This window comes from Streptomyces flavovariabilis (assembly GCF_000725785.1).
In the GTDB taxonomy this organism is placed as follows: Bacteria; Actinomycetota; Actinomycetes; order Streptomycetales; family Streptomycetaceae; genus Streptomyces; species Streptomyces hawaiiensis.
In genome coordinates, this window is the sequence record NZ_JNXD01000003.1 from 155,102 (window position 1) to 168,306 (window position 13,205).

The following is a 13,205-nucleotide window of genomic DNA, read 5'->3' on the forward strand; positions in this document are numbered from 1 at the left end:
CCCACGAGCTCACGAGGTCCGCGGCCGGGGCCTTCGCGGGGTGGGTGCGTCGTCGTCGAGCTCGCCGCGCAGCGCGCCGAGGGCGAAGGCCGTCATCGATGCCAGGAGCAGCAGCGCGAGCGGCCCCCAGATCGCGGGGATGGCCCAGAGGGGCCAGTCGTTGGCCGCCTGCGCCCACAGCGTCAGGATCGCCGTGGCGCCCAGTCCGACGCCGTGCCACCGCACCATCTTGGCAGCCGTCACATGACGCTGCTCGCCCCGCGCGAACAGGGGCCACAGCCCGCCCACGAGGGCCGCCAGACCGAACGACACGCAGGCCAGCGCACCGCCCAGACGGTCCTCGGGCCATCCCACCGGCCCGTCGGACGTCTGCTGCCGACGCCCCTCGGCGTCCCGCACCTCGACGACCTGCCCGTGCCAGATCACACCGACGACCTTCTCGTCCGGCTCCATCTCGGACATCACGGGCTCGGTGCGCAGGAACGTCACCTCCCACGGCTCGCCGGACGGCGGCACCAGCTCCGCCTCCGGAGACTCGCCCCGCTCACCGCGGTTCATGGCGGCGCTCCGTACGGTGAACTTCTGCTCCCACAGGCACCCCGGCGCCTTGACGGGGACATCGGCGCAGGCCGGCGCGGCGCGGTACTCCCGCTCCCGCTCCAGCGCCCCGCGGATCTCGTGAGCCGACGCCACTCCGACGCCGAGCGCCACGACGGCGATCAGCACCCACAGCACGGACCGCATGACTCCGTCCCCCGACGACCCCACCGCGCCTCAGCCCCCTCCGTGCCCACGGACCCCGGAGCATTGGAACACGGCTCAGGCGCCGGTGTGGACCCGCCTGCCTGCGACGTAGGTCTCCAGGACCCGGGTGGCGGCGATCTCCTCGGGCGGGCCCGCGAACGGGTCGCGGTCGAGGACGACGAGGTCGGCCGCCTTGCCGACGGTGATGCTCCCGGTGATGTCGTCGAGGTGGTTCACATGGGCGCTGCCCGCCGTGCAGGCGGCGATGGCGGCGCCCAGGTCGAGGCGCTGCTCCGGGAAGAAGGCCGGGGTGCCCTCGGGCGCCCCGGGGGAGACGCGGTTGACGGCGACGTGGATGGCCTGGAGCGGGTCGGGGCTGCTGACGGGCCAGTCGCTGCCGGCGGCGAGGGTCGCACCGGCGCGCAGCAGATCCCCGAAGGGGTACTGCCACGCCCCGCGTTCCGCCCCCAGGAAGGGCAGGGTCAGCTCGTCCATCTGCGGTTCGTGGGCGGCCCACAGCATCTGCAGGTTGGCGCTCGCGCCCAGCGTGCGAAAGCGCGGCAGGTCGTCGGGGTGGACGACCTGGAGGTGCGCCAGGTGGTGCCGGGTGTCGCGATGGCCGTTGGCGGCCCGGGCGGACTCCACGGCGTCGAGCGCCTCACGCACCGCCCGGTCGCCGAGCGCGTGGAAGTGGACCTGGAAGCCGTACGCGTCCAGTTCCGTGACGTACTTCCGCAGCTCACCGGGCTCGACGAAGCTGATGCCGCTGTTGTCCGAGGCGCAGCCGCAGCCGGTCAGATAGGGGGACAGCATGGCGGCGGTGTGGTTCTCGGCAATGCCGTCCTGCATGATCTTCACGGTGCCGGCGCGGAACCGGTCCCGGCTCAACTCCTCCCTCCGGGCGACGAGTTCGGGGATCTGCTCGGCGCCGCGCTCGCGGTCCCACCACAGGGCGCCGACGACCCGGGCGGTGAGCAGGCCCCGGTCCAGGGCCGTCAGGTAGGCCGGGGCCGGGTCGGTCAGGTTGGCGTACGTGCCGACGATGGCGTCCTGCCAGGCGGTGACGCCGTGGGAGTGCAGCACGGCCTGGGCGCGCAGCAGGCCGGCGAGCTGCTCCTCCGGTGTGGGGTCCGGCACCAGCCTCCCCACCAGATGGACCGCGCCCTCCTGGAGCATTCCGGTGGGGTTGCCGTCGGCGTCGCGCTCGATCCGGCCGTCGGCGGGGCCGGGAGTCCGGGCGTCGATGCCCGCGCGCTGAAGGGCCCGGCTGTTGACCCAGGCGCCGTGGTGGTCCCGGTTGGGCAGGAAGACGGGCCGGTCCGGGACGACCGCGTCGAGGGCCGCGGCCGTGGGGGAGCCGCCGGGGAACGCCTCCAGGGACCACCCGCCCCCGGTGATCCACTCGACGTCCGGGTGCGCGTCGGCGTACGCCCTGATCCTGCGCAGGTACGCGCCCGCGTCGGCGGTGTCGCCGAGGTGGCACAGGCCGAGTTCGAGGCCCGCGCCCATCGGATGGACGTGGGCGTCCTGGAAGCCCGGCAGCAGCAGCTTCCCGGCGAGGTCGACGACCTCGGTGCGCGGCCCGATCAGCTCGCGCACCTCGTCGTGCCCGACGGCGACGATCCGCCCGCCGCGCACGGCCACCGAGGTGGCGCGGCTGCGGGCCGGGTCGACGGTGTGCACGGGACCGCCGGCGAGAACGAGGTCCGCGGGTCCCGGGGCAGGAGGGTGTGACATGGGGGTGAACTCCATGGAGGATCAGACCGCGGTGCGGTCCATGGGCAGGGTGAGGGCTTCGGCGTCGGTGCCGCGCCCGGTGGTGAAGTAGGGGGAGCGCCGGACGTACTTGGCCACGGCGGCCATGCCGAGGCCGGCGAGCACGATCACGGCGGGCAGCGAGAACATGAACCAGCCGTTGTCCGGGCTCAGTTCGAAGTGATCGCTCATGGTCAGGTAGGAGTAGCCGAGGTAGCCGCCGAGCCCCAGCAGCACCAGCCCGGACAGGGCCGGCACGCCGACGGCGAGCAGCGCCTCGCGTGGTCCCTCGTGCCGCGCGGCGCGGAAGCGCACGGCGCAGGCGAGGGCGGTGAGGCCGTAGTAGAGGGCCACGATCAGGCCGATGGCGTTGACGGCGGCCAGGAGCATGTCGCTCAGCTTGGGGATCGCGAAGGCGAGCACGGCGATCACGGCGGCGACGGACATCACCACGGCCGTTCCCGCGGCGGGCGTGCCGTAGCGCGGGTGGACCCGGGTCCACAGCGGGCCCATGGTGCGGTCGCGGCCCATGGCCAGCAGGCCGCGTGCCGTGGGGATCAGAGTGGCCTGCACGGAGGCGACGGCGGAGAACATCAGGGCGACGAGAGGCAGGGTGGCCCACGGTTCGGCGGCCAGCTTCGCCCCGAGGTAGGGGAGGGCCTGCGGGCCGTTGCGGACGAGTTCGGCCAGGCTCATCTCCCGCTGGAAGGCGACCGAGGCGAAGAGGAACAGGCCGAGCATCGCGAACAGGGCGATGAGCCCGCCGCGGGCCGAGTCGCCCGGGTCCTTCGTCTCCTCGGTGACGCTGAACGCCGCGTCCCAGCCCCAGAAGAAGAACACCGCGAGGACCATGCCCTGGGCGAAGGCGGTGCCGCTGGAGATCTCGAACGGGTTGAACCAGGACAGGGACACCGTGTGGTCGCCGGTGACCAGGGCCCAGCCGCAGAAGCCGAGCAGCACCGCGTACTCGAAGACCAGCAGGGCGAACTGGAACCGGGTCGCGCCGCGGACGCCGGTGACGGCCAGGACGGTGAGGGCGAGCAGGATCACCAGCCCGACCGCCGTGCAGACACCGGTGGACGTCGGATCGAGCGCGACGCCGGACAGGCTGTGCAGGCCGGCCTTGTTGGCGAAGGCCAGCACGACCGAGCCCATGATCGCGCTGGTGTAGGCGCAGAAGATGACCGAGCCGACCAGCGTCACCCAGCCGGTGAGGAAGCCGGGCCAGGGGCCGAGCGATCTGCCGACCCAGGTGTAGCCGTTGCCGCAGTTGGGTTCGGAGCGGTTGAGCCGGGCGTAGGCGAGGGCGATGCCCAGCACCGGCAGGAACGCCAGCAGCAGGAGTGCCGGGGCCTGGAGGCCCACGATGGTCGCGATCGTGCCCATGCCGATGGCGATGCTGGTGGTGGCCGCGGTGCTGGACGCGGCGATGGCGACGCCGTCGATCACGCCGAGGGAACGGCGCAGCGCGGGGCGGGGCTGGGGCGGGGCGGACGACATGGTGGGCTCCTCGGGGGACGAGGGTGGGAAGAGCCGCGCGGGACTGTGATGGAACCGCCGGGGCCCACATTGGGTCAACCCTGTTGACGTAACGCGGCGCGGGTCGTTCACTGCCTTGTGCGAGAAGCCACCGGCGGGCGAGAGGCGTTCGGTGGGCGAAGGGCATCGGTGCGCGAGGAGAGGAGTGCCGGTCATGACCACCCGTGTCCCGCAGGAACGCCGGCGTCGCAGGCCGACCCGGTCGGGGGTCCTGCTGTCGGAGGACCTGATCGTGGAAACCGCGTTGCGGCTCATCGGCGAGCACGGGCCCGAGGCACTGAGCGTGCGCCGGCTCGGCGCGGCCCTGGGCTGCGATCCGACCGCCCTCTACCGCTACTTCCACGGCACCGACGACCTGGTGCTCGCCATCGCCGACCGGATCATCGGCGACGCCATGGCCGGCTTCGCCCCCGGGGACGACTGGGTGGCCTCACTGCGCGAGATGGCCCTCAGAGTCCGCGCGGGATACCTCGCCCATCCCCGGGCGGCCGCCATGGCCGCCCATCGCGTGACCCGGCGCCGCAACGAGATCCGTGCCGTGGAGACGGGGATCGGCCTGCTGCTCACCGCGGGCTTCCCGCCCGCCGACGCCGCACGGCTCTACCTGGCCTTCATCGACACCGTGCTCAGCCACGCCGCCACGGAGGCGGCGTTCCACGCTCTCCCCCCGCAGCAGCGCGAGGCGGACCACAGGTCGTGGCGCGACGTCTACCAGGACCTCGATCCGGCGGCGTACCCGTCCCTGACCGCGGTGCGCCGGGAGCTGCCCGCGATGGCGGACAGCTCCTTCGAGCAGGCGGTGGACCTCCTGCTGGAGGCCCTGGCGGCCCGGGCACGGCGGCCGGAGTAGCGCCGCTAGAGCACTTCGGCCCCTCCGGGGGTGTCGTCCAGAAAGCCGCCCGACTGGTGCTGCCACAGTTTCGCGTAGGCGCCCTCGGCCGCGAGCAACTCCTGGTGGGTGCCCTGCTCGACGATCCGGCCGCGGTCGAGGACGACGAGCTGGTCCATGCCGGCGACCGTGCTCAGCCGGTGCGCCACCACCAGCGCGGTCCGCCCGTCCATGAGCCGCCACAGCGCCTCCTGGACCAGCAGTTCGCTCTCGGAGTCCAGGGCGCTGGTCGCCTCGTCGAGCAGCAGGATCGGCGCGTCCCGCAGGATCGCCCTGGCGAGAGCGACGCGCTGGCGCTGGCCGCCGGACAGCTTGACGCCTCGCTCGCCCACCATGGTGTCGAATCCGTCGGGCAACGCGTCGGCGAACTCGGTGACATGGGCCGCCTCGGCGGCCCGGCGGATCTCGGCGTCGGTGGCGTCCGGCCGGGCGAAGGCGATGTTGTCCCGCAGGGTGCGGTGGAACATCCCAGGGTCCTGCGGCACGTACGCGATCCTTCCGCGCAGGTCGGTCTGGCGCACCCGGCTGATGTCCTGGCCGCCGACGAGGATGCGGCCGCCGTCGATGTCGGTCATCCGCAGCAGCAGCCGGGTGAGCGAGGTCTTGCCGCCGCCGGACCGGCCCACGAGACCGATCTTCGCCCCGCTCGGCACGGCCAGGTCGAGTCCCTCGAAGAGCGGCCGGCCACCCCGGTGGGCGAAGGTCACCTTCTCGAAGCGGACGTCGGCGGCCCGGGGCCGCAGCGGCTCCGGCGCCGGCGGGTCGAGCACGGTCGGCGGTGTCAGGAGCAGTTCGGTGAACTGCGCCGCCTCCGTCATCGAGCTCTCCAGCCGGCGGTAGATCTGGTTGAACTCGAACATGATCCGGGTGGCGTTGTTGTAGTAGGTGAAGGCGACCACGATGGCCTCCACGCCGTGCGCGCCGCCGCCCAGTGTCACCGCGAGCAGCAGGCCCATCGCGTTGGTGAGGACGGACATCGGCGCGACCAGCGTGTCGATGCGCAGGTTGCCGTAGTCCCACGACCGCACCGTGAGCCGACGCGACATCGCCACCCGGGACCGGTGTTCGGCGGCCTCGCGCTCCTCCGCGGCGAACGCCCGCACCGTGTCCATGTTCATCAGGCTGTCGGCGACATGCCCCGACACCCGGGCGATCGCCTCCTCACGCTGGTCGACGAGCGCCTGGCGGCGCCGGATGAGCGGCACGACCAGCACCGCCGTCAGCGCGATCATCACCAGCAGACCGACGACGAGCAGCGGTTCGTAGCGCCACAGCACCACCGCGCCGAACGTCAGCGGCACGAAGCTCCCCACGATCTGGAACGTCAGCGTGTCGACGAACTGCTCGAACCGGGAGGCGAAGCTGAGGACCCGCTTGGTCAGCGAACCGGCGAAGTTGTCGTGGAAGAACGCGGCGTCCTTGGCGAACAGTTCGTCCATGCCGATCACGTACAGGTGCTCGATGCCCAGGGCGTCGAGACGGTTGAGGCAGTGCAGGGCGATGCGCCACAGCGCCTCCGCGACCAGCAGGACGCCGGCGAAGGCGAGCACGTACGGCAGCGTCGAGCCGACGGTGAGGTCCTTGTTCCCCGCGAAGTCGCCGACCAGCTTGGCGACGATCAGCGGCGCGATGTAGTAGAGGCCGATGTTGCCCAGCGCCGAGAGCAGCATCGCGGGTGCCGTCCACCGGCGGAGCCGGGACAACTCCCGTCCGTAGTAGCGAAGTGCGAGCAGCACCGAGCGCCTGCCCGGTAAAACCCTGTGTGTTTCCGGCGTTTCCATCCCACCCCTGTGTCGTCCTGTGGCCGCCCGCCACGCCGCGCGTGCGGGCAGGGGCCGTCGCCGCAACGGATGTGTGAGGTTTCGGGTCGAGTCCGGAAGTGTCCCGCGTCGCCGGCCACGGCGTCCAAGCGTTTTCCGGCCGGGCGGTGGTGTGCGGGGAGCGCCAAGGAGCGCGACGGCGGACTGGCGGTGGCGGCGTCGTCCCTGGCCGGCGTGTCGGGGGAGGACGCCGGCAGCCGGGCAAGGTCGGACTGAGGCACCCAGGGTGGGTCAGGACGCGGCGCTGGACTCCGGGCGCAGGGTGAAGACCCGGTCGAGGCCGACGAGGGTGAGGACGCGCAGCAGGTTCGCCGGTACGGCGGCCAGAACGACGTCGGCGTCGGTGGTCAGGGCGTGCTGGCGGGCGGCGAGGAGGGCGGTGATACCGGAGGAGTCGCAGAACTCCAGGCCGGACAGGTCGAGGACCAGGCACTGCCCCGGTGACAGGGGGAGCCGGTCGAGCCTGCTGTGGAGTACGGGGGCCTGGTCGAAGTCCAGGTCGCCGGCCACGTGCAGAACGGGGCCGGTCGCGGTGTCGCTCTGTCTGATGCTGATCGGGTTCATGAGGTGTGATGCGTCGCGGGGCCCATGGGGGAAGGGGCGGCGGGAACGCCGAGGGCGAGCAGGGCGGTGTCGTCGTCGAGACCGTCGCCGAAGCTCTCGAGCAGCCCGGTGAGGGCGGTGATCACCTCGTGCGGTGCGGCGGGAGCGTGGTCGGTGGCGAAGGCGTGCAGCGCATCCTCGCCGTACAGGTCGTCCCGGGCGGGACCGATGCGGGCCTCGGTGAGGCCGTCGGTGTACAGCACGACCGTGTCGCCGGGCGCCAGGACGGTCTCGGCCGTGCCGATCGGTGCGCCGGGGACGACGCCGATGAGCAGCCCGCCCGGGGTGGGCAGGAACTCGGCGCGGCCGTCGGACCTCAGGACGAGCGCCGGCGGGTGGCCGCCGGAGGCGAGGCGCACGGTCGTCGGCCCCTGGTCGCCGCCCGGCTCGATGATCCCGAAGATGCAGGTGCAGTAGCGGGGGTTGCCGTCGCCGGTGTACCGCTCGTGCAGGACGGCGTTCAGCGTGCTCAGCGCCGAGGCCGGATCCGGGTCGTGGTGGGCCGCTGCGCGCAGGGTGTAGCGGGTCAGCGAGGTGAGGGAGGCGGCCTCGGGGCCTTTGCCGCACACATCGCCGAGGAAGAACGCCCACCTGTCACCGGCGACGGGGAACAGGTCGTAGAAGTCGCCGCCGAGCTGGTCCGGCGCGGCCGTGTGGTAGTGGACGGCCGTCTCCAGGCCCGGCACGGCGGGCAGCGAATCCGGTACGAGGGAGCGCTGCAGGACGGCGAGCGCGTCGGCCAGTCTGGCCCGGTCGGCCTCGGCCTGCCGCCGGGCCTCGTCCGCCTCGGCGCGGGCCCGCTCGGCCTCCCGCCGGCGGTGCAGCAGTTCCTTCTCGTACGCGCGGCGGTCCGAGGCGTCGAAGACGGTGATGCGGATCAGCAGGGGCTCGCCCTCGGTCCCGTGCTTGATCACGGCGGAGACCAGCACCGGCAGCCGGCTGCCGTCCTGGCGCCGCATCTCCAGGGCGATGCCCCGCAGTTCCCCCTGCATGCGCAGCAGCGGAGCGAAGTGTGTCTCGTGGTACAGCTTCCCGCCGACGGTGAGCAGGTCCGCGAAACGCTTGCGGCCCGCCACGGCGTCACGATCCAGGCCGAGCCAGTCCAGCAGCGTGGTGTTGATCTTGGCGATGGTGCCGTCCATCATCGTGGACAGGTAACCGCAGGGTGCGGACTCGTACAGGTCCTCCGCGCTGTCCTCCAGCAGCGCGGTGAAAGCGGCGTCCGTGCTCGCCTCGTCCCCCGCTCCGGCGGGCTCGGGCACGCCACTCGTACGGCACATCACTTCAGGGACTCCAGAAAGCCGAGGATCGCCTCGGTGGTGGCCTGTGGCGCGCTGAGCTGCGGGCAGTGCCCGGTGGCGTCGAGCGTGACCAGGCGGGAGGCGGGGATCGCCGCGTGCACATAGGCGCCGACCTCGCGGGGCGCGATGGCGTCCTGCTCGCACTCCAGCACGAGCGTCGGCACGGACACGCCCTTCAGGTCCTCACGGCTGTCGGTGAGGAACGTCGTACGGGCGAAGACGCGGGCGATGTCGGGGTCGGTGGCGCAGAAGCTGTTGGTCAGTTCCTGGCCGAGCTCCGGCCGCTCCGGGTTGCCCATGATCACCGGGGCCATGGCGGACGACCAGCCCAGGTAGTTCGCCTCCAGGGAGGCGAGCAGCTCGTCGATGTCCTCCGTGCTGAAGCCGCCGCCGTACCCCTCGTCGTCGATGTAGCAGGGCGACGGTGTCACCATCACGAGCGCCCCGATCCGCTCCGGCGCGGCCTGCGCCGCCAGCACCCCGACCATGGCACTCACCGAGTGCCCCACGAACACCGCCTGCCGCAGGTCGAGCTCCTCGCAGACGTCGACGACGTCAGCGGCGTAGCCGTGCAGCGAGGAGTACCGCTCCTCACTCCATGCCGCGAGGTCCGAGCCGCCGGAGCCGACGTAGTCGAACAGCACCACCCGGTAGCGCTCGGCGAGCACCGGCACCACCAGGCGCCACATGTTCTGGTCACAGCCGAAACCGTGTGCCAGGAGCAGCACCGGTGCGCCGTCGGGACCGATCACGTTGACGTTGTTCCTGCGGCGGATGTCCATGCAGACCATGCTGCCACCTCGGCGGGAGCGGTTCGACGGCGGCCTCGTGGACAGCCGCGACGCGATCGCGAAGTCAGCCCAGGTACAGCGGCACCTTCGAGGCCAGCTCGCCGAGCCCGGCCTGCTCCGCCTCGGTCGGCGCCCGCCGCCCGGTGCCGATGAGCAGTGCGTCCACGTCGGAGAAGGACGACGGGAAGGGGCTCCCCGTGATCTGCTCCAGCATCTCCCGGGACCGGACGATCCCCTCCGCGGGCGGCTGCTCCGCGTCCGGGAGGCAGGCGATCAGGTCGAGGTGGTGCAGCGTCCACTCCAGGACGTACGTGGAGAGGAAGTCGCCCACGGTGAGGATCTCGTCGCGGGTGCCGACCCGGCCGGCCGGGTCGGCGAGCAGGGCGGCGCGGCCGGCGGCGGAGCCGACGTCGTCCAGGTGGAACTTGAGCAGGCGCGGATCCTCGTACGCGGCGGCCAGCCGGACGGTCAGCGCGTCGAGCGGGTCGTCACCGGTCGGCGGAGTGTCGGAGATGTCCCAGTACGTCAGCACGTCGCGGGTCGGTTCCCGGCCGGACGGGGTGGCCAGGGTGATCAGGACGTCCTGGGCGTCGACGATCAGATGGCACACCAGGTCCCGCACCAGCCAGCCCGTACAGCCGGAGGGCCGCCGAAGTCCTCCTGGGATAGATCCGCCACCGCCGCGCGCAACGCCGTCCAGGTGTGTGAGAAGAGATCCACCTCGGCACCGTAGCGCCGCGCCGCGACGCCGGACAAGCTCATCCTCCGGGCACCCCTTGCCGTCCGCCCACGAGGGCGGCGAGTTCGTCCGCCGTCCGCGGACCCTGCTCCGCTCGGGCCAGCCACCCCTGCGCGCGCAGGAGTTCCGTCACCGCGGCACCCCACGGCAGGCGCAGCCCCGCCTCGCGGAGGAGATCCGTGCGGGCCAGAGCCGTGGCCGCGGGCCCGGTGCGGACGCCCGACGGGGTGAGGAGCGCCGCGTCGTCGGCCCAGCGCAGGGCGAGATCGACGTCATGGGTGGCCATCACCACCGTGGTGCCGGCGGTACGGAGTCCGTCGAGGGTGGTGAGGAGCCGCTCCTGGCCCTCGGGATCGAGTCCGGCCGTCGGCTCGTCGAGGACGAGGACGCGGGGCCGCATGGCGACCGCGCCCGCGATGGCGGTGCGCTTGCGCTGCCCGTAGGAGAGCAGATGGGTGGGCCGGCCGGCCAGGGCCGTGATGTCCAGGGCGGCGAGCGCCTCCGCCACCCGCGCCCGCACCTGGGTGTCGTCCAGACCGAGGTTCAGGGGGCCGAACGACACATCCTGCTCGACGGACGCCGCGAACAGCTGGTCGTCCGGGTCCTGCACCACCAGCTGCACGGTCGTCCGCAGCCGGGTGAGCCCCTTGCGGTCGTACGACACCGGCTGCCCCTCGACCGTCAACCGCCCCTCGTGCGGCCGCAGTCCGCCGGAGAGCAGCCGCATCAGCGTGGTCTTTCCGCTGCCGTTGCGGCCGAGCAGCGCGAGTGCGCGCCCCTCGCGGATCTCGAAGTCGAGGCCGCTGAGCACGGTGGGGCCGTCCTCGTAGGCGAAGGACGCGCCCCGCAGGGCGACGAGGGCGGGCTCGCTCATGTCAGCGGCCTTTCCAGGACGAGGGTGAGGGCGGCCAGCGCCGCGAGCAGCGCGCAACTGGCAGCCGTGAAGCGGACGGAGACCCGGGCCTCGGGCACCAGGACCCGCAGCGTGCCGTCGTAGCCGCGCCCGGCGAGCCCGGCCTGGAGCCGGGTGGCCCGGTCGAAGGCCCGGACGAACGCGGTGGCGCCGAGCCCGGCCAGGGAACGCCACTGTGCGGCCCGGCTGGTGTGACCGAGCCGGGCCGCCTGGGCTTCCCGGATGCGGCGCACGGAGTCCAGCAGCAGGAAGCTCATCCGGTACGTCACGAGCGCGACGTCGACGACCGGCGCGGGGATCCCGGCCCGGACCAGGCGGGGCAGCAGGTCGGACATCGGCGTGGTGAAGGCGAACAGCAGCACGCCCAGGGAAGCCGCCGAGGTGCGCAGCAGCAACTCCCCGGCCCGGACCGGCCCGTCACCCGCGAGGGAGACGAAACCCCCCGGTCCGCCCACCTGGACGAGCAGCGTGAGCGCGCCGGTCACGCAGAAGCCCAGCGGCACCCGGTAGGCCCGCCACAGCCGCCGCCCGGGCACACCGGCCGGCCCCAGCAGCACCACCAGGGCTGTCAGCAGCACCAGGGCGGCACCCGGCCAGGGCGGCAGGGAGATCGCGAGCACGGTGAGGCCGAGCCCGAGCACGGCCTTGTCCACGGGATGGCGGCGGCGCCAGCGACTGCTGTGCGCCGCCGCGTCGATCGGCAGCACCCGGGGTCAGTCCTGTTCTGCGGTGGACTTCCCGGCGGCGCCGGCGAGCGCGCTGCTGGCCTCCCGCTCCAGCGCCCGCTGCTCGCCCTGCCGACGGCCCCGCCGCAGCCCGAAGTAGTAGGCGAGGACACCGGCGCCGAGAGCGGCCTGGAGGGAGAACAGTGCCGACTCGATCTCGCCGGACGGCGGCTCGTACAGCGGCGAGAACCACGGCTCGTAGTCCGGCCGCAGCTCGGTGATCGCCGTCTCGGCCTCGGCGTCGGCGCCCGTGAACGGCTCCTTCTTGTGGTCGCCGAGGCCGAGCGCCAGGGGCAGCACGGCGAGCGCGGCCACGGCGAACAGCAGCACCAGGTTGATCTTCGTGTTCCTGCTCATCGGGCCACCGCCTCGGTCTCGGTCCGTGCCTGCTTCTTGGCGAGGAGCACGCCCAGCCGGGTCAGTTCGCCCTTGCTGGACTGCACCAGCAGCCGCATCACGAGCACGGTCAGCAGGCCCTCACTCACTGCGAGCGGGATCTGGGTGACGGCGAAGATGGAACCGAACTTGCCGAGTGCGCCCAGGAATCCGCTGCCCGGGTCGGGGAAGGCGAGCGCCAGCTGCACGCTGGTGACGCAGTAGGTGGACAGGTCGGCGACGAACGCGCCGCAGAACACGGCCACCATCAGCGGAGCACCGGAGCGACGCAGCAGTGCGTAGACGGCGTATCCGGCCCAGGGACCGACGATCGCCATCGAGAAGACGTTGGCGCCGAGCGTGGTCAGGCCGCCGTGCGCGAGCAGCAGCGCCTGGAAGAGCAGGGTGATGGTGCCCAGCACCGCCATGATGGGCGGCCGGAACAGGATGGCTCCGAGGCCCGTGCCGGTGGGGTGCGAGCAACTGCCGGTGACGGACGGCAGTTTCAGGGCGGACAGGACGAAGGTGAAGGCGCCGGACGCACCGAGGAGCAGCGTGCTCTCGGGGTGCTCGCGCACTTCACGGGTGAGCGACCGGACCCCGTGGACGACGAACGGCGCCGACGCGACGCCCCAGGCGACCGCGTGCGCCGGAGGAAGGAAACCCTCGGCAATGTGCATGGCTCAGCAGACCCTCTCCAGCACCTCGTGGATGGTTGACGCGCCTTGGCCGGTCTCCTGGCTGACGGGTACCACCGCCCGGACTCCGCCTTCCCGGGTCACTGAGACCCAGTGGCTGCCCGCTAGGGCTGGAGCCGGACTTCCCGATTCACAGTGGCGAGGGCCGCACCGGCATCACACCGGATTTCCCGTTCACCAAGGCCTGGTGACAATAAGGCCCGGATAAGGGCGGTGACAAGCCACCCCAGGGGGCGCGCGAGGGGGCGCCCGCTCGCACACCGGCGCATCCCCCCGCTGATCCACGCGCTGCGGCGGGCGCCGCCGCGCGGCT

12 protein-coding genes, 1 pseudogene and 1 riboswitch are annotated in these 13,205 nt (G+C 72.5%); of the genes and pseudogenes, 1 reads left to right on the forward strand and 12 read right to left on the reverse strand.

Going from position 1 to position 13,205, the window contains the following annotated elements:
• Positions 1 to 9: 9 nt before the first annotated feature.
• The 3 genes from IO24_RS0108135 to IO24_RS0108145 all read right to left on the reverse strand — a co-directional run bounded on the left by IO24_RS0108135 (position 10) and on the right by IO24_RS0108145 (position 3,999).
• A complete protein-coding gene (locus tag IO24_RS0108135) occupies positions 10 to 744 on the reverse strand; it encodes a hypothetical protein (protein ID WP_234335161.1) in 735 nt (244 codons plus the stop codon).
• A gap of 75 nt (positions 745 to 819) precedes the next feature.
• Positions 820 to 2,481 carry an amidohydrolase gene (locus tag IO24_RS0108140; protein WP_031133404.1) on the reverse strand — a complete coding sequence of 554 codons (1,662 nt, stop codon included), beginning with the start codon at positions 2,479 to 2,481 and terminating at the stop codon, positions 820 to 822.
• Positions 2,482 to 2,502: 21 nt separating this feature from the next.
• Positions 2,503 to 3,999 carry an APC family permease gene (locus tag IO24_RS0108145; RefSeq protein WP_031133407.1) on the reverse strand — a complete coding sequence of 499 codons (1,497 nt, stop codon included), beginning with the start codon at positions 3,997 to 3,999 and terminating at the stop codon, positions 2,503 to 2,505.
• A 193-nt stretch (positions 4,000 to 4,192) separates the two neighbouring features.
• Between IO24_RS0108145 and IO24_RS0108150 the strand changes: the two genes are divergently transcribed.
• Positions 4,193 to 4,888, forward strand: a complete 696-nt coding sequence (locus tag IO24_RS0108150) for a TetR/AcrR family transcriptional regulator (protein WP_031133409.1) — start codon at positions 4,193 to 4,195, stop codon at positions 4,886 to 4,888.
• A gap of 5 nt (positions 4,889 to 4,893) precedes the next feature.
• On the opposite strand, the gene IO24_RS0108155 is transcribed toward IO24_RS0108150, so the two are convergent.
• The 9 genes and pseudogenes from IO24_RS0108155 to IO24_RS0108195 form a co-directional block, all read right to left on the reverse strand.
• Complete coding sequence (locus IO24_RS0108155) at positions 4,894 to 6,708, reverse strand: ABC transporter ATP-binding protein (RefSeq protein ID WP_078898958.1); 1,815 nt, start codon at positions 6,706 to 6,708, stop codon at positions 4,894 to 4,896.
• Positions 6,709 to 6,978: 270 nt separating this feature from the next.
• Positions 6,979 to 7,311 carry an STAS domain-containing protein gene (locus tag IO24_RS0108160; protein WP_031133414.1) on the reverse strand — a complete coding sequence of 111 codons (333 nt, stop codon included), beginning with the start codon at positions 7,309 to 7,311 and terminating at the stop codon, positions 6,979 to 6,981.
• Positions 7,308 to 8,630, reverse strand: coding sequence for a PP2C family protein-serine/threonine phosphatase (locus IO24_RS0108165; RefSeq protein WP_031133416.1), 1,323 nt, complete (start codon positions 8,628 to 8,630; stop codon positions 7,308 to 7,310). The genes IO24_RS0108160 and IO24_RS0108165 overlap by 4 nt, the downstream gene beginning before the upstream one ends.
• Positions 8,630 to 9,433, reverse strand: coding sequence for an alpha/beta fold hydrolase (locus tag IO24_RS0108170; RefSeq protein WP_031133418.1), 804 nt, complete (start codon positions 9,431 to 9,433; stop codon positions 8,630 to 8,632). Before IO24_RS0108170 ends, IO24_RS0108165 begins: the two co-directional genes overlap by 1 nt.
• 73 nt (positions 9,434 to 9,506) lie before the next feature.
• Positions 9,507 to 10,162: pseudogene (locus tag IO24_RS40470) on the reverse strand (maleylpyruvate isomerase N-terminal domain-containing protein).
• A gap of 38 nt (positions 10,163 to 10,200) precedes the next feature.
• A complete protein-coding gene (locus IO24_RS0108180; RefSeq protein ID WP_031133420.1) occupies positions 10,201 to 11,055 on the reverse strand; it encodes an energy-coupling factor ABC transporter ATP-binding protein in 855 nt (284 codons plus the stop codon).
• On the reverse strand, positions 11,052 to 11,801 hold the full coding sequence (gene cbiQ / locus IO24_RS0108185) for a cobalt ECF transporter T component CbiQ (RefSeq protein ID WP_031133421.1): 750 nt from the start codon (positions 11,799 to 11,801) through the stop codon (positions 11,052 to 11,054). Before cbiQ ends, IO24_RS0108180 begins: the two co-directional genes overlap by 4 nt.
• Before the next feature lie 6 nt (positions 11,802 to 11,807).
• Positions 11,808 to 12,176, reverse strand: a complete 369-nt coding sequence (locus tag IO24_RS0108190; protein WP_031133423.1) for an energy-coupling factor ABC transporter substrate-binding protein — start codon at positions 12,174 to 12,176, stop codon at positions 11,808 to 11,810.
• Entirely contained in the window at positions 12,173 to 12,874 is a 702-nt protein-coding gene (locus IO24_RS0108195) for an energy-coupling factor ABC transporter permease (protein ID WP_031133425.1), read from the reverse strand. The genes IO24_RS0108190 and IO24_RS0108195 overlap by 4 nt, the downstream gene beginning before the upstream one ends.
• Before the next feature lie 30 nt (positions 12,875 to 12,904).
• Positions 12,905 to 13,089, reverse strand: a riboswitch (cobalamin riboswitch).
• Positions 13,090 to 13,205 lie beyond the last annotated feature (116 nt).

Bases quoted from the DNA above. Each gene is read 5' to 3' on its own strand.
- IO24_RS0108135 (WP_234335161.1), bottom strand. From the start codon at position 744: ATGCGGTCCGTGCTGTGGGTGCTGATCGCCGTCGTGGCGCTCGGCGTC.
- IO24_RS0108140 (WP_031133404.1), bottom strand. From the start codon at position 2,481: ATGTCACACCCTCCTGCCCCGGGACCCGCGGACCTCGTTCTCGCCGGC.
- IO24_RS0108145 (WP_031133407.1), bottom strand. From the start codon at position 3,999: ATGTCGTCCGCCCCGCCCCAGCCCCGCCCCGCGCTGCGCCGTTCCCTC.
- IO24_RS0108150 (WP_031133409.1), top strand. From the start codon at position 4,193: ATGACCACCCGTGTCCCGCAGGAACGCCGGCGTCGCAGGCCGACCCGG.
- IO24_RS0108155 (WP_078898958.1), bottom strand. From the start codon at position 6,708: ATGGAAACGCCGGAAACACACAGGGTTTTACCGGGCAGGCGCTCGGTG.
- IO24_RS0108160 (WP_031133414.1), bottom strand. From the start codon at position 7,311: ATGAACCCGATCAGCATCAGACAGAGCGACACCGCGACCGGCCCCGTT.
- IO24_RS0108165 (WP_031133416.1), bottom strand. From the start codon at position 8,630: ATGTGCCGTACGAGTGGCGTGCCCGAGCCCGCCGGAGCGGGGGACGAG.
- IO24_RS0108170 (WP_031133418.1), bottom strand. From the start codon at position 9,433: ATGGACATCCGCCGCAGGAACAACGTCAACGTGATCGGTCCCGACGGC.
- IO24_RS0108180 (WP_031133420.1), bottom strand. From the start codon at position 11,055: ATGAGCGAGCCCGCCCTCGTCGCCCTGCGGGGCGCGTCCTTCGCCTAC.
- IO24_RS0108190 (WP_031133423.1), bottom strand. From the start codon at position 12,176: ATGAGCAGGAACACGAAGATCAACCTGGTGCTGCTGTTCGCCGTGGCC.
- IO24_RS0108195 (WP_031133425.1), bottom strand. From the start codon at position 12,874: ATGCACATTGCCGAGGGTTTCCTTCCTCCGGCGCACGCGGTCGCCTGG.